Source organism: Azospira sp. MPR-E4 (assembly GCF_058809645.1).
Window position 1 is genome coordinate 1 of sequence record NZ_JBXAST010000025.1, and the last position, 18,917, is coordinate 18,917.

The 18,917-nt window shown below is 65.7% G+C and carries 14 protein-coding genes; 9 read left to right on the forward strand and 5 right to left on the reverse strand.

Annotation, left to right across the window (positions count from 1 at the left end):
* From AC1RTA_RS09320 to phoU, 7 genes are all read left to right on the forward strand, one after another.
* On the forward strand, nucleotides 1-1,209 hold a 1,209-nt coding region (locus AC1RTA_RS09320; protein WP_492784572.1), incomplete at its 5' end, for an ABC transporter substrate-binding protein.
* A 214-nt stretch (nucleotides 1,210-1,423) separates the two neighbouring features.
* On the forward strand, nucleotides 1,424-4,096 hold the full coding sequence (aceE, locus tag AC1RTA_RS09325) for a pyruvate dehydrogenase (acetyl-transferring), homodimeric type (RefSeq protein WP_492784573.1): 2,673 nt from the start codon (nucleotides 1,424-1,426) through the stop codon (nucleotides 4,094-4,096).
* A gap of 20 nt (nucleotides 4,097-4,116) precedes the next feature.
* A complete protein-coding gene (gene aceF, locus AC1RTA_RS09330; RefSeq protein WP_492784574.1) occupies nucleotides 4,117-5,436 on the forward strand; it encodes a dihydrolipoyllysine-residue acetyltransferase in 1,320 nt (439 codons plus the stop codon).
* Between the two features lie 12 nt (nucleotides 5,437-5,448).
* Nucleotides 5,449-7,194 (forward strand): dihydrolipoyl dehydrogenase, encoded by a 1,746-nt coding sequence (lpdA, locus tag AC1RTA_RS09335; RefSeq protein WP_492784575.1) that lies wholly within the window; start codon nucleotides 5,449-5,451, stop codon nucleotides 7,192-7,194.
* Nucleotides 7,195-7,354: 160 nt separating this feature from the next.
* Entirely contained in the window at nucleotides 7,355-9,046 is a 1,692-nt protein-coding gene (locus AC1RTA_RS09340; RefSeq protein WP_492784576.1) for a cyclic-di-GMP receptor FimW-related protein, read from the forward strand.
* Between the two features lie 64 nt (nucleotides 9,047-9,110).
* Nucleotides 9,111-9,782 (forward strand): ribose-5-phosphate isomerase RpiA, encoded by a 672-nt coding sequence (gene rpiA / locus AC1RTA_RS09345; protein WP_205230835.1) that lies wholly within the window; start codon nucleotides 9,111-9,113, stop codon nucleotides 9,780-9,782.
* Between the two features lie 82 nt (nucleotides 9,783-9,864).
* On the forward strand, nucleotides 9,865-10,575 hold the full coding sequence (gene phoU, locus AC1RTA_RS09350; RefSeq protein ID WP_014236661.1) for a phosphate signaling complex protein PhoU: 711 nt from the start codon (nucleotides 9,865-9,867) through the stop codon (nucleotides 10,573-10,575).
* 87 nt (nucleotides 10,576-10,662) lie between these two features.
* On the opposite strand, the gene AC1RTA_RS09355 is transcribed toward phoU, so the two are convergent.
* The 4 genes from AC1RTA_RS09355 to AC1RTA_RS09370 form a co-directional block, all read right to left on the reverse strand.
* Entirely contained in the window at nucleotides 10,663-10,935 is a 273-nt protein-coding gene (locus tag AC1RTA_RS09355; RefSeq protein ID WP_152090640.1) for an oxidative damage protection protein, read from the reverse strand.
* A 98-nt stretch (nucleotides 10,936-11,033) separates the two neighbouring features.
* Nucleotides 11,034-12,380, reverse strand: a complete 1,347-nt coding sequence (argA, locus tag AC1RTA_RS09360) for an amino-acid N-acetyltransferase (protein WP_205230837.1) — start codon at nucleotides 12,378-12,380, stop codon at nucleotides 11,034-11,036.
* Nucleotides 12,381-12,437: 57 nt separating this feature from the next.
* Entirely contained in the window at nucleotides 12,438-13,946 is a 1,509-nt protein-coding gene (gene pap / locus AC1RTA_RS09365; protein WP_014236657.1) for a polyphosphate:AMP phosphotransferase, read from the reverse strand.
* 3 nt (nucleotides 13,947-13,949) lie between these two features.
* Nucleotides 13,950-14,699 carry a 16S rRNA (uracil(1498)-N(3))-methyltransferase gene (locus AC1RTA_RS09370; RefSeq protein ID WP_205230854.1) on the reverse strand — a complete coding sequence of 250 codons (750 nt, stop codon included), beginning with the start codon at nucleotides 14,697-14,699 and terminating at the stop codon, nucleotides 13,950-13,952.
* A gap of 121 nt (nucleotides 14,700-14,820) precedes the next feature.
* Here AC1RTA_RS09370 and AC1RTA_RS09375 point away from each other — a divergent pair, with 121 nt between their 5' ends.
* The gene (locus AC1RTA_RS09375; protein ID WP_152090638.1) at nucleotides 14,821-15,381 is read left to right on the forward strand and encodes a thioredoxin family protein; all 561 of its coding nucleotides are present in this window, start codon (nucleotides 14,821-14,823) and stop codon (nucleotides 15,379-15,381) included.
* A 14-nt stretch (nucleotides 15,382-15,395) separates the two neighbouring features.
* Nucleotides 15,396-16,208: an inositol monophosphatase family protein gene (locus AC1RTA_RS09380; protein ID WP_492784577.1), complete on the forward strand. Its 813-nt coding sequence runs from the start codon at nucleotides 15,396-15,398 to the stop codon at nucleotides 16,206-16,208.
* A gap of 20 nt (nucleotides 16,209-16,228) precedes the next feature.
* Here the strand turns inward: AC1RTA_RS09380 and AC1RTA_RS09385 are convergent, their stop codons facing one another.
* Nucleotides 16,229-18,772: a putative bifunctional diguanylate cyclase/phosphodiesterase gene (locus AC1RTA_RS09385; protein WP_014236653.1), complete on the reverse strand. Its 2,544-nt coding sequence runs from the start codon at nucleotides 18,770-18,772 to the stop codon at nucleotides 16,229-16,231.
* Nucleotides 18,773-18,917: the final 145 nt, after the last annotated feature.

Genomic DNA, 18,917 nt, shown 5'->3' on the forward strand with positions numbered 1-18,917 from the left:
ATGCTGCCCGCCCTCCCTTCTCGACTGTCGCTCTTCCTCGCCGCAGCCATCGCGCTGCTGGCCCCCGCCTGGGCCCAGGCCGCCCCCCAGGCGCCCCTGCCGATCCGCATCGGCGTGTACGGCCCCTTCACCGGCGGCTCCAGCCCCATGGGCCTGTCCATGCGCGACGGCATCCGCCTGGCGACGGCGGAGATCAACGCCGGCGGCGGCCTCCTGGGGCGCCCCCTGCAACTGGTGGAGCGGGACGACGAGGCCAACAACCAGCGGGGCAGCCGCATCGCCCAGGAGCTGGTGCAGATGAAGGTGACCGCCGCCGTGGGCATCGTCAATACCGGGGTGGCCCTGGCCAGCCAGCATTACTTCCAGGATGCCCGCATTCCGGTACTCACCGCCGTGGCCACCGGCTCCATCATCACCAAGCAGTTCCTGCAGCCCCACTACGCCGAGAACTATGTCTTCCGCGTCTCCAACAGCGACGCCATCCAGGCGGCCATGATCGTCGAGGAGGCGGTGGAGCGGCGCCGCTTCAAGCGCCTGGCCATCATCCACGACACCACCAACTACGGCCAGCTGGGCCGGGAGGACCTGGAGAAGGCCCTCACCGCCAAGGGCCTGAAGCCGGTCAGCATCGAGCATTTCAACCTGGGCGAGATCGATCTGACCCGCCAGCTGCAGCGGGCCCGGGAGGCGGGCGCCGAAGCCATCCTGGCCTACGGCATCGGTCCGGAACTGGCGGCCCTGGCCAACGGCCGCGCCAAGCTGCACTGGGAGGCGCCCCTCATCGGCGGCTGGACCCTTTCCATGTCCTCCTTCATCGACAACGCCGGCCCCAATGCGGAAGGGGCACGCATGCCCCTCACCTTCATCGACGAGGGCACCTCCCTGAAGCGACGCCAGTTCCTCGACGCCTACCTGAAGGCCAGCGGCGCCCCCCGCATCCCGGTGCCTTCGGCCGCGGCCCAGGGCTACGACGCCATGCTGCTGCTGGCTGCCGCCATCCGCCAGGCCGGCAGCACCGACGGCCCGCGCCTGAAGGCGGCCCTGGAGAACCTGCGGGACAAGGTGGAAGGGGTGGTGCAGATCTACGAGCGCCCCTTCAGCCCCAACGACCACGAAGCCATTGACCGGCTCGACACCCCGGTCATGGGCGAGGTCCGCGGCGGCCGGGTGGTCCATGCCTACGGCGTACGCCTGCGCCACGTGCCCTGAGCCACCCTCACCGGGGCCACCAGCCCGCCGAGGAGACTGCCAGGCCCCCCAGGCCCAGTCCTGCTCTATGTTGCAGTGCAATGTTGCACAATACGAACTGTGTTTTTACAATGTGGAAATTCGCTAGGCGAAGCTATCGTTTCGGTCTAAGCTAGGTGTTGCCGCCCCACCCGGTGCGCAACAAAAAAACGTCCTTCCAAATAGGAGACAAACCATGGCAGCACTGCCCGAAGTTCCCCAATCGGTTGATGCCGATCCCCAGGAAACCAAGGAATGGGTCGACGCCCTCGAAGGCGTGATCGAGAAGGAAGGCCCGGACCGGGCCCACTACCTGATCGAGAAGCTCATCGGACAGGCCCGTGAGGAAGGCGTGGACATTCCCTACAGCGCCACCACCGAATACATCAACACCATCCCCGCCGAGAAGCAGCCCAACTACCCGGGCAACCCGGACCTGGAAGAGCGCATCCGCTCCTACATCCGCTGGAACGCCATGGCCATGGTGGTACGGGCCAACAAGCACACCAACGTGGGCGGCCACATCGCCTCCTTCGCCTCCTCCGCCGTACTCTACGACGTGGGCTTCAACTGGTTCTGGAACGCCGCCTCCGACGACCATGGCGGCGACCTGATCTTCTTCCAGGGCCACTCCGTGCCCGGCGTCTACGCCCGTGCCTTCATGCTCGGCCGCCTGACCGAGGACCAGATGGACAACTTCCGCCAGGAAGTGGACGGCAAGGGCATCTCCTCCTACCCCCACCCCTGGCTGATGCCGGATTTCTGGCAGTTCCCCACCGTCTCCATGGGCCTGGGCCCCCTGCAGGCCATCTACCAGGCCCGCTTCATGAAGTACCTGCAGTGCCGCAACCTGGTGCAGACCGAAGGCCGCAAGGTGTGGGCCTTCCTCGGCGACGGCGAGGTGGACGAGGTGGAATCCCTCGGCGCCATCGGCATGGCCGCCCGGGAAAAGCTGGACAACCTGATTTTCGTCATCAACTGCAACCTGCAGCGCCTGGACGGCCCGGTGCGCGGCAACGGCAAGATCATCCAGGAACTGGAAGGCGACTTCCGCGGCGCCGGCTGGAACGTCATCAAGCTGATCTGGGGCACCCACTGGGACGCCCTCTTCGCCCGCGACAAGAAGGGCATCCTGAAGAAGCGCATGATGGAATGCGTGGACGGCGAGTACCAGACCTTCAAGGCCAAGGACGGCGCCTACGTGCGCGAGTACTTCTTCAACACGCCGGAACTGAAGGAACTGGTGGCCGACTGGACCGACGACGAAGTGTGGGCCCTGAACCGGGGTGGCCACGACATGTTCAAGATCTTCACCGCCTTCAAGGCCGCCACCGAACACAAGGGCAAGCCCACCCTGATCCTGGCCAAGACCATCAAGGGCTTCGGCATGGGCGAGGCCGGCGAGGCCCAGAACACCACCCACCAGACCAAGAAGATGGGCCACGAGGCCCTGCGTCGCATGCGCGACCGCTTCAACCTGCCGGTGCCGGACGACAAGATCGACGAGGTGCCCTACCTGAAGTTTGAGGAAGGCTCCCCCGAACTGACCTACATGCGGGAACGCCGCCTGGCCCTGGGCGGCTACCTGCCCCAGCGCCGCGAAAAGGCAGCCCCCCTGGCGGTGCCCGAGCTGGCCGCCTTCGAGGGCCTGCTCAAGGCCACCGGCGAAGGTCGGGAAATCTCCACCACCATGGCCATCGTGCGAGTCCTGTCCACCCTGCTCAAGGACAAGAACATCGGCCGCCACATCGTGCCCATCGTGCCGGATGAGTCCCGCACCTTCGGCATGGAAGGCATGTTCCGCCAGGTCGGCATCTGGAACCAGGAAGGCCAGAAGTACGTGCCCCAGGACCACGACCAGCTGATGTTCTACAAGGAATCCCAGGACGGCCAGATTCTGCAGGAAGGCATCAACGAGGCCGGCGCCATGGCCGACTGGATCGCCGCCGCCACCGCCTACAGCACCCACGGCGTGCAGATGGTGCCCTTCTACATCTGCTACTCCATGTTCGGCCTGCAGCGCACCATGGACCTCTGCTGGGCTGCCGGCGACCAGCGCGCCCGGGGCTTCCTGGTGGGCGGCACCGCCGGCCGCACCACCCTGAACGGCGAAGGCCTGCAGCATGAGGACGGCCATTCCCTGATCCTCTCCGGCCTGATCCCCAACTGCGTCTCCTACGACCCCACCTTCGCCTACGAAGTGGCCGTGATCATGCAGGACGGCCTGCGCCGCATGTTCAAGGAGCAGGAGGACGTCTATTACTACCTGACGGTGATGAACGAGAACTACGAGCACCCCGAAATGCCGGCCGGTGCCGAAGCCAACATCGTCAAGGGCATGTACCAGTTCAAGAAGGGCGCCGCCTCCGACGCTCCCCGCGTGCAGCTGCTGGGCTCCGGCACCATCTTCCGCGAAGTGATGGCCGCCGCCGAGCTGCTGAAGAACGACTGGGGCGTGGAAGCCGACCTGTGGTCCTGCCCCAGCTTCAACGAACTGGCCCGCAACGGCCAGGACACGGCCCGCTGGAACCTGCTGCACCCCCTGGAAAAGCCGAAGAAGAGCCACGTGGAAGAATGCCTGGACGACACCCGCGGTCCGGTCATCGCCTCCACCGACTACGTGCGCCTTTACTCCGAGCAGATCCGTCCCTTCATCAACCGCCGCTACGTCACCCTGGGCACCGACGGCTTCGGCCGCTCCGACACCCGGGAGAAGCTGCGCCACTTCTTCGAGGTGGATCGCCACTGGGTCGTCCTGGCCTCCCTCAAGGCCCTGGCCGACGATGGCCAGATCGAGCGCGAGAAGGTGGCTGCGGCCCTGGTCAAGTACGGCCTGGACCCCGAAAAGCTGAATCCCCAGACCTGCTAATCGCCTGACGGAGAAGAACAATGAGCCAAACCATTGAAGTGAAGGTCCCGGACATCGGCGATTTCAAGGATGTGCCGGTCATCGAAATTTTCGTCAAGCCGGGCGACACCGTGAAGGTGGAAGACCCCCTGTGCTCCCTGGAGTCCGACAAGGCCACCATGGACGTGCCCTCCTCCGCCGCCGGCGTGGTCAAGGAAGTGCGCGTCAAGGTCGGCGACAAGGTTTCCGAAGGCAGTGTGGTGGTGGTGCTGGAAGGCGCCACCGGTGCCGTGGCCGCCGTGGCTGCAGCCCCTGCGGCTGCCGCACCGGCACCGGCCGCCCCCGCGGTCATCCCGCCGGAGCTGGACGGCCCCGCGCCCACCAAGCCCTTCACCCCGGCCCCCACTGCCGCGCCCTACGGCCTGGCCCTGGGCGGCAAGGTGCACGCCTCTCCCTCGGTACGCGCCTTTGCCCGGGAACTGGGCGTGGATCTCTCCAAGGTCACCGCCACCGGCCCCAAGAGCCGCATCCAGGCCGAAGACGTGAAGGCCTACATCAAGGGCGTCATGTCCGGCCAGACCGTGGCCCCCACCCAGGTGGGCGGCGGCGGCATCACCGGCGGCGGCTCCCTGGACCTGCTGCCCTGGCCCAAGGTGGACTTCGCCAAGTTCGGCCCCATCGAAGCCAAGCCCCTCTCCCGCATCAAGAAGATTTCCGGCGCCAACCTGGCGCGCAACTGGGTGATGATCCCCGCCGTGACCTACCACGAGGACGCGGACATCACCGACCTGGAAGCCTTCCGGGTGCAGTTGAACAAGGAAAACGAAAAGAGCGGCCAGAAGCTGACCATGCTGGCCTTCATCATCAAGGCCTGCGTCAAGGTGCTGCAGCAGTTCCCCGAACTGAACACCTCCCTGGATGGCGACAACCTGGTGTACAAGAAGTACTACCACATCGGTTTCGCCGCCGACACGCCCAACGGCCTGGTGGTGCCGGTACTGAAGGACGCCGACAAGAAGGGCGTGCTGGAGATCGCCAAGGAAACCGGCGAACTGGCCAAGCTGGCCCGGGACGGCAAGCTGAAGCCCGCCGACATGCAGGGCGCCACCTTCACCATTTCTTCCGTCGGCGGCATCGGCGGCACGGCCTTCAGCCCCATCGTCAATGCGCCGGAAGTGGCCATCCTGGGCGTTTCCAAGTCCAGCATGAAGCCGGTGTGGAACGGCAAGGAATTCGTGCCGCGCCTGATCGTGCCCCTGTCCCTCTCCGCCGACCACCGCGTCATCGACGGCGCCCTGGCGACCCGCTTCAACGCCGAACTGGCCAAGCTGCTGGCGGATTTCCGCCGGGTCATGCTGTAAGGGAGAGAGAACATGAGCCAACTGGTTGAAGTGAAAGTACCGGATATCGGCGACTTCAAGGACGTGCCCGTCATTGAAGTGTTCGTCAAGGTCGGCGACACGGTGAAGGTGGAAGACCCCCTGGTCTCCCTGGAGTCGGACAAGGCCACCATGGACGTGCCCTCGTCGGCTGCCGGCGTGGTCAAGGAAATCAAGGTCAAGCTGGGCGACAAGGTGGCCGAAGGCACGGTGATCGTGGTGGTGGAAGCCGGCGCGGCTGCCGCAGCCCCGGCACCCCAGCCCGCCGCCCCGGCGGCAGCGCCCGCTCCTGCAGCAACTCCTGCCCCCGTGGCTGGAAGCCACAGCGGCGGTGCCGACGTCGAATGCGACATGCTGGTGCTGGGCGCCGGCCCCGGCGGCTACTCCGCCGCCTTCCGCTCTGCCGACCTGGGCCTCAAGACCGTGCTGGTGGAACGCTACCCGACCCTGGGCGGCGTCTGCCTCAACGTCGGCTGCATTCCCTCCAAGGCCCTGTTGCATGTGGCCGCGGTACTGGAAGAAGCCCAGCACCTGGCCGACTGCGGCGTCACCTTCGCCGCCCCCCAGGTGGATGTGGACAAGCTGCGCGCCCACAAGGAAAAGGTCGTCGGCAAGCTCACCGGCGGTCTCGCCGGCATGGCCAAGGGCCGCAAGGTGCAGCACGTGCAGGGCGTCGGGGCTTTCATCGACCCGCACCACATCGAAGTCACCGCGGCCGACGGCAAGAAGCAGGTGGTGAAGTTCAAGAACGCCATCATCGCCGCCGGCTCCCAGCCCGTGGCCCTGCCCTTCATGCCCAAGGACGATCCCCGGGTCATCGACTCCACCGGCGCCCTGGAACTGCGCTCGGTGCCGAAGAAGATGCTGGTCATCGGCGGCGGCATCATCGGCCTGGAAATGGCCACGGTGTACAGCGCCCTGGGCGCCCGCATCACCGTGGTGGAACTGGGCCCGGGTCTGATGCCCGGCGCCGACCGGGATCTGGTCAAGGTCTGGGAGAAGAAGAACGCCCAGCGCTTCGACCGCATCCTGCTGGCCACCGGCGTCACCGCCGCCGAAGCAAAGGCCGAAGGTATCGAGGTCACCTACTCCACCGGCGAGAAGGAAGCCTTCGACCTGGTGCTGGTGGCGGTCGGCCGTACTCCCAACGGCAAGAAGATCGCCGCCGACAAGGCCGGCGTCGCCGTCACCGACCGGGGCTTCATCAATGTCGATGCCCAGATGCGCACCAACGTGCCCCACATCTTCGCCATCGGCGACATCGTCGGCCAGCCCATGCTGGCCCACAAGGCAGTGCATGAAGCCCACGTCGCCGCCGAAGTCGCCGCCGGCGAGAAGGCTGCCTTCGACGCCCTGCAGATTCCCAGCGTGGCCTACACCCATCCGGAAATCGCCTGGGCCGGCAAGACCGAAGACCAGCTCAAGAACGATGGCATAAAGTTTGAAAAAGCCGTGTTCCCCTGGGCGGCCAGCGGCCGGGCCATCGCCAACGGCGCCGAGGAAGGCTTCACCAAGCTCTTGTTCGACGCCGAAAGCCATCGCCTGCTGGGCGGCGGCATCGTCGGCATGAACGCCGGCGACCTCATCGGCGAAGTCTGCCTGGCCGTGGAAATGGGCTGCGATGCAGTGGATATCGGCAAGACCATCCACCCCCATCCGACCCTCTGCGAATCCATCGGCATGGCGGCGGAAGTGGCCCACGGCAGCTGCACCGACCTGCCGCCGATGAAAAAGAAATAAGCCGGCCGCCACCTGCCGGCAAGCATCACCCCGCAAGGCCGCCCACCCCGGGCGGCCTTTTACTTTTTGCGCAAAACCGGGGGGAACCCCGAGACTCCTTAATTTTCAAAGAAAAAAGGAATAGACTCCTCCCCTTATTGCACCTGCGTGACAGACCATCATGCTTAACTGGATCACTTCCCGATTCAAGAACTCCGGCAGCGACCACCCCCTGGGCAGCGACAAGGGCATCGACGAGTATCTGGCCCAGATACCCCGCGCCAATCCCCAAAGTGCCCTACAGGATGTGGATCAGTGGCTGGAGCAGGTTGAGCAACTCACCATCGAGATATCCCCCGAGGGCGCCGCCCATGCCATTGAGCGGCTGGACGAATCCATCCGCTCATCTCGAGACGAGGCGTGGGACAACTATTTCAACGACAACCGTCAAGACTACCTGGCGGACCGGCTGCTGAAAGCCCTGGAGCTGCACTACCGCCACCTGCACCGGGCCTACCGCCAATCCCTCGCAGCACTGCTCCAGCAGGCAGCCCAATCCGGCAAGGAAGGCGACCGGGTCCAGCTGACCCGGCTGGCGGTACGCGCCATGCAAGCCCTGGTGCTGGGTAAAAAAATCGGCCAGTTCAATTATGTCGGGCCGGATGCCCAGTGGTGGCAGACCTGCCACGAGCTGCTTTTCATGGCGCGAAACCAAGGCATCCTCCATGGCAAGGTCAATGCCTATCCCGACAGCCCCGAAGCCACCAGCGTCTGGCGGGAGTACCTGGTCGGCGTACTGTTCGAGGCCATTCCCCTGTCCAACCTGACGCCGCCCCAAATGGAGGCCATCGAGCGCACCATCCGCAAGGTGGAAAGCCATTGCCTGTTCATCGACACCTTCACCTCCCAGACACCATTCCGCATCAACCTGGAGGCCACTGATGGCCCCAGCCGCTGCGCTCCCGGTCAGGAGACAGGCCCGTCCTGGCGATATTTCGGTCCCGGACCAGCCCAGATGCAGTTGATGAAATTACGGGCCAGCATTCAGAGTACCGGTCGCATTCCCGAGTGGCTGGCTAACTGCCCCTGCAATGCCCGCACCCTTCTGGATTTGCTGCACCTGCTGATCCAGCATTGGTCCCTGACGCCCCCGTCACGGCAGCAGGAACGCATCCCGCTCGCCAGCAACCTGCTGGTAGTCAGTGGGCTGACCCTGGCCCGACGCGCTGTCGCTGCAGCCGAATTTGCCCGCTCCGGCCGCAGTCTGGACTACAAGGGGCATGTGCGCATCCTGGATCTGTACCGGGTCGAAGGCGGTGCCCGCCCGGAAGACGCGGAGGCGCCCGCCGCCCCCAAAACGCCCCTGGAAACCCTAGCAGCCCTGGAAAGCACCGGCATCCAGCAGGTCGCTGACACCTGGGAAGGCCTGGACATCAGTGCAGCCGGCCTGGGCGCACGGCTGCCCTTCCGCCGTCCCTGGCACAGCATCGGCGCCCTGCTGGGCTACCGTATCGAGAACGAAATCGACTGGAGGGTTGGCATCATCCGCCGTCTCGGCCGCAGTCATGGCCGGCCCAATGCCGGCCTGACCGTCTTCCCGGGCATTCCGGCCTGCGCCCAGGTGCAGCTGGCAGACAAGAATGCCGAATGCCCCTGGGGCGAGCAGATCCCCGAAGCCATGGGCCTGGGGCTGCTCGATGCCATCTTGGTGTCCCGGGAGGAGCGCCTGTTGCTGGTGCCCCCAGACACCTACACCCCGGACCGCCGGGCCGACCTCATCATCGGCGGCAAGCGCCAGCCCATCCGCCTGGCCGGCATCCAGGAGAGCGGCCCCGACTACCAGCTCATCCTCTACCGGGAAAATGAGGCCTGAGTCCGCCGGCGGCCAATCCCTCCGGTAAAATAGGGCTTTTCCAGCCCCCCCACCGGATTCCCCCATGACCCAGGACGAACTCAAGCAGGCAGTGGCCCGTGCCGCTGCCGATTACGTGGCCAGCCGCGTCGCCGAAGATGCCATCATCGGCGTCGGCACCGGCTCCACCGCCAACTGTTTCATCGACGCCCTGGCCGCCATGAAGGGCCGCTTCCGGGGCGCCGTGGCCAGCTCCGAAGCCACGGCCGCCCGCCTCAAGGGCCACGGTATCCCGGTGCTGGACCTCAACGACGTCAGTACCATGCCCGTGTATGTGGATGGTGCCGACGAGGTGACGCCCAAGCTGCACATGATCAAGGGTGGCGGTGGCGCCCTGACCCGGGAGAAGATCGTGGCCGCCGTGGCCGAAACCTTCATCTGCATCGCCGACGGCTCCAAGCTGGTCCAGGCCCTGGGCAAGTTCCCCCTGCCGGTGGAAGTGATCCCCATGGCCCGGGCCCAGGTGGCGCGGGAGCTGGCCAAGCTGGGGGGCACGCCGAAGCTGCGCGAGGGCTTCCTCACCGACAACGGCAACATCATTCTCGATGTACACGGCCTCTCCATCGCCGATCCGGTGGATCTGGAAAGCCGCATCAACCAGATCGTCGGCGTCGTGACCAACGGCCTCTTTGCCCGTCGCGGTGCCGACATCCTGCTGCTGGGGACCCCGGAAGGGGTCAAGACACTTAGCGCTTGACCGGAACGGCGGGGGCACTGAAACTTCCCTGTCACATTAGCCTGCTAACGTTGCCGGTTCTGACCCCAACAGGACCGCGACCATGGAAGCCATGAGCGAACATACCTACAAGCAATTCGATATCGAGCTGGAAAGCCTGCGCACCCGTGTGCTGCAGATGGGCGGACTGGTCGAGCAACAGGTGAAGAAGGCCATGCAGGGCCTCTACGCTGCCGATACCAGCCTGCTCGAAGCGGTGGTCCGGGAGGATGCCCGGGTGAACCAGCTGGAAATCGAACTGGACGAAGCCTGCAACCAGGTCATTGCCAAGCGCCAGCCCACCGCCATCGACCTGCGCATGATCACCACCGTGATCAAGGCCATTTCCGATCTGGAGCGCATCGGCGACAAGGCCCACAAGATCGGCCGCCTGGGCCTGGCCCTCAACGCCCAGCACACCTCCTTCACCCCGGACGTGGAACTGCGGCACATGGCCGACCTGTCCCTGGAGATGCTGCACACGGCCCTGGACGCCTTTGCCCGCCTCAACGTCACGGCTGCCGCCGAAGTGGTGCACCAGGACGAGGCGGTGAACGTGGAATACAGCTCCGTGGTGCGCCAGCTCATCACCTACATGATGGAAGACCCCCGCACCATCTCCCGCTCCCTGGACATCATGTCCATCGCCAAGGCCATCGAGCGGGTCGGCGACCACGCCAAGAACATCGCCGAATACGTGATCTACATGGTCAAGGGCCTCAACGTGCGCCACGCCACCCTGGAAGAGATCGACCGGGAAATCGCCAACAGCTAATTCCTTACTCCCCGGCCATGCCCCGGCCAACAAAAAGGCCGCAGATCGAAGGATCTGCGGCCTTTTTGTTGGGGGTGCTGCCGGGAATCAGGCGGCCGGCGGCACGTAGCCCTGCACCTGTTCGGCGCCTTCGCCGAAGAAGTGCTTTTCCAGCTGCTCGGCCAGGTACTGGCGATGGCGCTGGTCGGCCAGGTTGAGACGGTTCTCGTTGATAATCATGGTCTGCAGGCGAATCCACTGCTGCCAGGCTTCCTTGGAGACGTTCTCGAAAATGCGTTTGCCCAGTTCGCCCGGATAGGGGGCGAAATCCAGGCCTTCGGCCTCCCGGCCCAGCTTGATGCAGTTGACGGTTCTTGCCATGGTGCTTCCTCCAGAAATTGGTTGGGGATGATTATATCGCGAGGCCGCCGCCGTACCGCCAAAGCCCCCAGTCACTGTGGGGCCATGGGGCGCGAGGTCTACTTGCCCAGACTCTTCATCAGCACCTTGGAGCGGCGCTGCAGGTTGTACATGTGGCGCTTTTCTTCCGGCAGCTCGTCCACCGAGGCCAGGGCAAAGCCCCGTTCGATGAACCAGTGGGTAGTGCGGGTGGTGAGCACGAACAGCCGCTTCACCCCGGCCGCCTTGGCCTTGACCTCGATGTGCTGCATCAGGCGTTCGCCGTAGCCCCAGCGGCGATGTTCCGGCGAGACTGCCAGGCAGGCCAGCTCCGCCGTCTTTGCCTTCTGCCCGTCTTCCGCGTAGGGGTAGAGGGCGGCGCAGCCGACGATGACGCCATCGTGCTCCACCACCGAGAAGCGGCCGATTTCCCGCTCCAGCAGCTCCCGGGGCCGGTGCACCAGGGTGCCGTCCTCTTCCAGGGGGGCGATCAGGCCCACCAGGCCGCCGATGTCGTCGGGCTTGGCATCCCGCAGGGTATCCAGGGGGTCCCGGGTGACCACGGTACCGACGCCGTCGTGGGTGAACAACTCGTGCAGGACGGCGCCGTCCAGTTCATAGCCGATGATATGCACCCGGCCCACGCCCCGCCGGCTGGCGCGCACGGCACAGGGCAGGTAGCGCTTCAGGTCCGGCGACAGCCATTCGCCGACCCGGGCCAGCTGTTCCGCCGCATCGGCAGTCAGCTCGTCCAGCAGATTGCCCTCCGCATCGGTGGCGCCCTGGCTGTCGGTGAGGAAAATCAGCTTGTCCGCCCCCAGGGCCTTGGCCGCCTCCTCCGCCACTTCCTCCATGGAAAGGTTGAAGATTTCGCCGGTGGGACTGGCCCCCAGGTTGGAGAGCAGGACGATGTTGCCCAGGCCCAGCTGGGCCTTCAGCCCTTCCGCGTCGATCTTGCGCACGGCGCCGGTGTATTGCAGGTCCACCCCGTCCAGCACCCCCATGGGGCGGGCGGTGATGAAGTTGCCGCCCACCACCCGGATGGTGTTGCCGGCCATGGGCGTGTTGGGCAGCCCCTGGGAAAGGAGGGCCTCCACTTCCAGGTACACGCTGCCGACGGCATCGATGACGCAGTCCAGGGTATCCGCATCGGTGATGCGCTGGCCGGCGTGGAAGCGGCTTTCCAGGCCCTTCTCCTGCAACTCTTCCTCGATCTGGGGGCGGGAGCCATGCACCAGCACCAGGCGCACCCCCAGGTTGGCCAGCAGGCTGACGTCGTAGGCGAAGGTGCGGGCCAGGGGGCCGGAGATGGACTTGCCGCCGAAAGCGACGACGAAGGTCTTGCCGCGGAAGGCATTGACGTAGGGCGCGACGGAACGGAACCAGGCGACGAACTGGGCGGCGTTGGGCAGGGCGTTATCGGTCATGGGCGGGCTGTTCTGAGGGCAAGCGCACGATGGGCAAGGGGAGACTTTACGACAGTCTCATTTCTTTTTCCCGCTCTTGGCAGGGTCTTTTTTCAACGACCTTTCCAGATGCTCGCACAGCGTGCGCAAGACATGGATGCGGGCGTAGTTCTTGTCGTTGGCCGGCACCAGGGTCCAGGGGGCGATTTCGGTGCTGGTGCGGTCCACCATGTCGCACACCGCCTGCTCGTAGTCGTCCCACTTTTCCCGGTTGCGCCAGTCTTCGTCGGTGATCTTGAAGCGCTTGAAGCGGGTGTCCTCCCGCTCCTTGAAGCGGCGGTACTGCTCGTCCTTGCTGATGGCCAGCCAGAACTTGGCGACCACGGCACCGTCCCGCACCAGCTGGTCCTCGAAGTCGTTGATCTCGGCGTAGGCCCGCATCCAGTCGGCCTCGCCGCAAAAGCCCTCGACCCGCTCCACCAGCACCCGGCCGTACCAGGAACGGTCGAAGATGGTGACCCGGCCGTGACGCGGCACCTGGCGCCAGAAGCGCCACAGGTAGGGCTGGGCCCGCTCTTCCTCGGTGGGAGCGGCGATGGGCACGATGCGGTACTGGCGGGCATCCAGGGCGCTGGTGATGCGGCGGATGGTGCCGCCCTTGCCGGCGGCGTCGTTGCCCTCGAAGACGGCGATGAGGGAACGGCCCTGGAAGCGCTCGTCCCGGCACAGGGCGTTGAGCCGGCCCTGCCACTCGGCCAGCTCGCTTTCGTACTTCTTCTTGGCCAGGGCCTTGGACATGTCCAGGGCGGTGAGCAGATTCTCCCCGGGCACCGGCCGCTGAAAGGGGGCGGCGGCGATGCGCAGGTTGCTGTCCGGCCGGGCCAGGCGGCGGCGCATGGCATCCAGCACGATGCGGCCCACGGCCAGGGAACGGTAGCGCTCGTCGAAGCCGTCCACCACCACCCAGGGGGCATTGCCGGTGCTGCTGTGGCGCAGGGCGTGTTCGGAGACTTCCCGGTATTCGTCGTAATGCTCGTAGCGCCACCAGTCCTGCTCGCTCACCCGCCAGCTCTGCTTGGGGTCCTTGGAGAGGGCCTTGAGACGCTTTTTCTGGTCGTTCTTGGAAAGGTGGAACCAGAACTTGATGAGCAGGGCGCCTTCGTCGGTGAGCATCTTCTCGAAGCGGACGATCTCCTCCAGGCGCTGGTCCAGCTCGGAAGCCTTGAAGGTGCCGTTCACCCGGCCCTGGATGGGGTCGGTGTACCAGTTGCCGAACATGATGCCGACCCGGCCCTTGGGCGGCAGGGAACGCCAGAAGCGCCACATGGGCGGCCGCTCCCGCTCCTCGTCGGAGGGTGGCGGGAAGGCGTGGGTATCGATGTGACGCGGGTCCATCCAGGAGTTGAGCAGATTCACCGTCTCGCCCTTGCCGGCCCCGTCCACGCCGTTCACCAGGATGATCACCGGGAAGCGCTTGGCCTGCAGCACGTCGTACTGGGCATCCAGCAGGTCTGCCCGCAGCTGGGGCACCTGGGCGTCGAAATCCTTCTTGTCGACCCGGTGTTCCAGTTCCGCCGATTCAAACATGACTCAACCTCCCCTGAAATCGCCCCACAGGGCCTGAATCGCTGCCAGGGCCGCCAGGCCCGCCGTTTCGGTACGCAACACCCGGGGGCCCAGGCTCACCGGAGTGAAGCCGGCGGCCACCGCCGCCTCCGCCTCCTCCGGCGCCAAGCCGCCTTCGGCCCCCACCAGCAGGGACACGGGACCATCCGGCGGCGCCATGGCCGCCAGGGACACGGCGGCGCCGGGCAGCAGCACCAAGCGCCGGGAAGCGCTCTCCGCCTGGCCCAGGGCCCGCTCCAAAGGCAATAGGGGCGCCACTTCCGGCAGCCGGTTGCGGCCGCACTGTTCACAGGCGGAAACAGCGACGCCACGCCAGTGCTCCAGGCGCTTGGCCGCCCGCTCGCCATCCAGGCGCACCACGCTGCGCCGGCTGGAGACCGGCTGGAAGCGGCTGACGCCCAGCTCCACCGCCTTCTGCAGGGTGAAGTCCATCTTGTCCCCGCCCTGCAGGGCCTGGATCAGGGTCAGGGCCAGGGGCGACTCGCATTCCCGGGGCTGGTGCTCGCCCAGGCGCACCCGCACCCGGTCCTTGGCCACGGCCTCGATGCAGGCGCCGTACTCGCCGCCCCGGCCGTCGAAGAGGATGAGGCCGTCGCCGGCCTGCAGGCGCAATACCCGGGCGGCATGACGGGCCGGACCTTCGGGCAGGTCCACGGAGGCCCCGGGACTCAGGCTGAGGGCCTCGGGGGAGCAGAAAAAGCGGGGATCGGTCATCGTGCTATTATAGGCGCGCGCGCCCTTACGTCGCCCATTCCCGTGCATCCACGGGGCTTGCGGGCCAGTTCCAGAGAATCGGGGCCGCTCTGCCATACCCTGACAGAAAGCGAGTTTCCCCATGGTCAGCCTCACCACGCCGCTCTGCGACTTCGGTTGGCAAGCGCCGGATTTCCTCCTCCCCGGCACCGACGGCCGCCAGCACGGCCCGGCCAGCGCCCGGGGTCCCCGGGGCCTGCTGGTGATGTTCATCTGCAACCACTGCCCCTACGTCAAAGCCATTCTCGAGCGCCTGGTGCGGGACTGCCGGGAACTGCGCGACCACCACGGCATCGGCAGCATTGCCGTCATGAGCAACGACACGGCGGCCTACCCGGAAGACGGCTTTGCCCAGATGCAGGCCCTGGCCAGCCAGTGGGACCTGCCCTTCCCCTATGTGCTGGACGACAGCCAGGCCGTGGCCCGGGCCTACGGCGCCGTGTGCACCCCGGATTTCTTCGGCTTCAACGCCGACCTGCAACTGCAGTACCGGGGCCGTCTGGACGACACGGGCCGCAATGCCCCCCGCCCCGATGCCCGCCGGGAGCTGTTCGAGGCCATGACCCTGGTGGCCGCCGGCGGCCGCGGCCCGGCGGAGCAGACGCCGAGCATCGGCTGTTCCCTGAAATGGCGTGACACCTGAGCCGGAGCCGTTCCATGCGCTACGCCGACAACGCCAACCGGCACACGGTTGAAACGGTCATCGCAGCCGTACACCAGGTGGCCCGGGAAGCCATCGTGCCCCGTTTTATGAAGGCCATCCACCACCGCAAGGATGACGGCACCCTGCTCTCGGAAGCGGACCTGGCGTGCCAGAGCTTTCTCCTGCAGCGCCTGCCGGAAATCGTGCCCTGCCCGGTGATCGGCGAGGAAATGAGCCGGGCCGAACAGGAAGCCGCCCTGGAGGCAGGCAACGGGGACGTGTGGTGCATCGATCCCATCGACGGCACCACCAACTTCGTCAATGGCCTGCCCGTCTTCGCCGTCTCCATCGCCCTGCTGCGGGAGCGCAAGCCCCGCCTGGGCATCACTTACAACCCCATCACCAACGAACTGTTCTATGCCTGGGAGGGCGGTGGCGCCTACGTGAACGGCAAGCGCCTGCCCCTGCGCCGGGTGGCCGGCAGCCTGGACCAGGCGGTGGCCAATGTGGACCTGAAACGCCTGCCCCGAGAACTGGCCGTCCGCATCGCCACGGCACCGCCCTTCTTCTCCCAGCGTAATTTCGGCAGCAGCGCCCTGGAGTGGTGCCAGGTGGCCGCGGGCCGCATCGACGTGGCGGTGCACGGCGGCCAGATGCTGTGGGATTACGCCGCCGGCTGTCTGATCCTGAAGGAAGCGGGCGGCCAAATGTGCACCCTGGAGCAGGACGACTTCCACGCCGACGACCTGTGGCGCCGGCGCATCGTCGCCGCCCTGGACCCCGGCGTCTTCGCCGCCTGGCGGGACTGGCTGCGGGCCGGCCTCTAGGCCGCCGGCCCGCCCCGTGCTCAGGCGGGCTTGCGGATTTCCCGGTCGGGACGACCGATGTAATAGCCCTGGGCCATGTCCATGCCCATGCGCTTCAACTCGTCCAGTACCTCGCCGGTCTCGACGAATTCGGCAATGACCTGGATGCCCAGTTCGTGGGCCAGGGACTGCATGCTCTGGACGAAGGCCCGATCCTTGGTGCTGTGCAGGATATTGACCACGAAGTCCCCCTCCACCTTGAGGAAATCCACCGGGAAGCGGCGCAGGTAGTGGAAGGAGGAGAAGCCTGAACCGAAGTCGTCGATGGCCAGCTTGAAGCCGTCGAACTTCAGGTCGTTGAGGAAGCGCTCCATCAGGGCCAGGTTCTTCACCGTATCCCGCTCGGTGATCTCGAAGACGATGCGCTCCGGCGGAATACCGGAATCGGCCACGATCTGGCGCAGGGAGCGGGCGAACTCGTTGAGCACCATGGCCCGGGGCGAGAGGTTGAGGAAGATGTAGCCCTCGTGCCCTTCCGCCGCCAGCTTCTGCAGGGCCAGTTCGATCACCAGGCAGTCGAGGCGGTGGATGACACCGATTTTCTCGGCGATCTCGACGAACTCGTCGGCCCGCATGATTTCCCCGTCCACCTCGATGCGGGACAGCACTTCGTAGCCCACCACCACGCCGGCCTGGACATCCAGGATGGGCTGGAAGAAGGGAATCAGCCGCCGTTCGTCGATGGCCTTGAGGATGGTGACGCTCTTCTGGGAGATGTCGCGGAACACTTCCATGACGTCGTCCGCCGTGGGAATGGCGACCCGCTCCTTACCCTCCGCCTTGGCCTTGTACATCATGTTGTCGGCGAAGAGGAAGAGGTCCTTGGGCTCGGTGGCGTGGTCCGGATACACGGCCAGGCCGATGGAAGCAGTGCCGTGCACCACGTCGCCGTTGAAGGCGGTGACGCTGCTCTGCCGGGAGGCCTCGAGAATGCGCTGGGCGATGACGGAGGTCTGCTCCAGGTCGGCCTCGGGCAGGATCACCACGAACTCGTCGCCGCCGTAGCGGGCGAAGATGTCGCCGCTGCGCAGCACCTGCCGCACCTCCCGGGCGAAGGCCTGGAGGAATTTGTCGCCCACCGCATGGCCGTAGTTGTCGTTGACCAGCTTGAAGTTGTCCAGGTCGATCAGCAGCAGGCCGAAATGCTCGTCGTGGCGGGAGGAACGGTCGATCTCGTAGCCGATCATTTCCCAGAACACCCGCTGGTTGAAGAGGTCCGTCAGGGGGTCCCGGGTGGCGTAGTACTCCAGGTCCTTGGTGTACTTGTAGATGGCCTTCACCGACCCCACCACATTGAGCAGGGTGGACAGCACGGAATCGAGCACCAGGTGGCGGGTATCGTCCTCCAGTTCGTCAGCCTGGACGCCGATACCGACGATGCCGCCGATCTTCGGCGTATCGACGAAGAAGGACTTAACCCGCAGCTGCACCTCCTCCTCCGCCAGCTCCACCTTCTCGCCACCGGGCTTGGCCACGTGGTGGTTGATGGTGAAGGAGGTGATGACGGAGAAGCGGGGATTCTGCTTCAGCACTTCCCGGATGTGGCTCTCCACCCGCTGCTTGGTGGCGGCGGAGGGCTCCCGATACCAGAAAATCTCCAGGTCGAAGAGCTCGTCGTCGATCTGGAAGATGGAGAAAAGCACGTGGGCGTTCATCACCTTGTTGATGTCCACCACCAGGTGATTCACGTACTCGGTCCAGTCGCGGATGATGTCCGAGGTGATGACGAACTTCTCCAGCAGGCCGATCTCGAACTTGAGCATGTCCTTGTCCACCGCCACGGCCCGCAGCTTTGCCACCAGCTCCTCGACGGCGCAGACGATGCGGGTCAGCTCGGCGAAGCCGGGGCGGCTGCCGCGCAGTTCCAGCTTGCGCAGGTCCGATACCGCATTGACGCCGGCCACGCCCTCCTCCACATGGCGCAGGGCGCCTTCCAGCCGGTGGTTCACCCACCACACGGCTAGCAGCGCCAGCAGCAGGCCCAGGGGCATGAGAATGGCCAGGGACCAGGAAAATTCGGCCCGGGCCTGGTCCACCAGGCCGCCCACGTTCTGCCGCACTTCTATCAGGCCCAGCACGTCGCCCACGGCGGCGTTGTCGTGACAGCGCAGACAGCGGTTTTCCGCCTGCAGGGGATAGATGAAGCGGATGAAGGAGCCCTGCATGGACTCCTGGGGCTTGCCGGCGGAAAAACCCTGGCGCAGCAGTTCATCCAGGGGCGGCTGCTCGATGGCGCCGAAGAGGGCCTCGACCTTGGGGCCCCGATAGATTTCCACGGTGGCGTTGGAACCCCGGGTGGCGTCGCGCATGCCCTGGAGGAATTTTTCCACCTGGTCGCGGCGCCAGCCGGTGCTCATCAACTCGTACATGGAGACGAATGCCATGCGCGCCATGGTGTTGGCGCCTTCCCGGGCATGATCCCGTACGGTGCTGTCGAAGGAGCGGCTGACGGCCCAATAGCTGCCGCCAAAAAAGAGCAACCCAACCAGGATGGAGGTCGCCAGGACGAACGTTCGGATTTTCATGGGGTTCCCTGAGCCAAGCTTTATATTTGTATGACATCGAAGGAGGCACCCCCGTACCTCCCTATGCTGTCGGCAAATTACTATACCCCCCCGCCAGGAGCAAGCCGGAAAGCGCAAATCCGGCCCATGGAATCTGGGATAATGG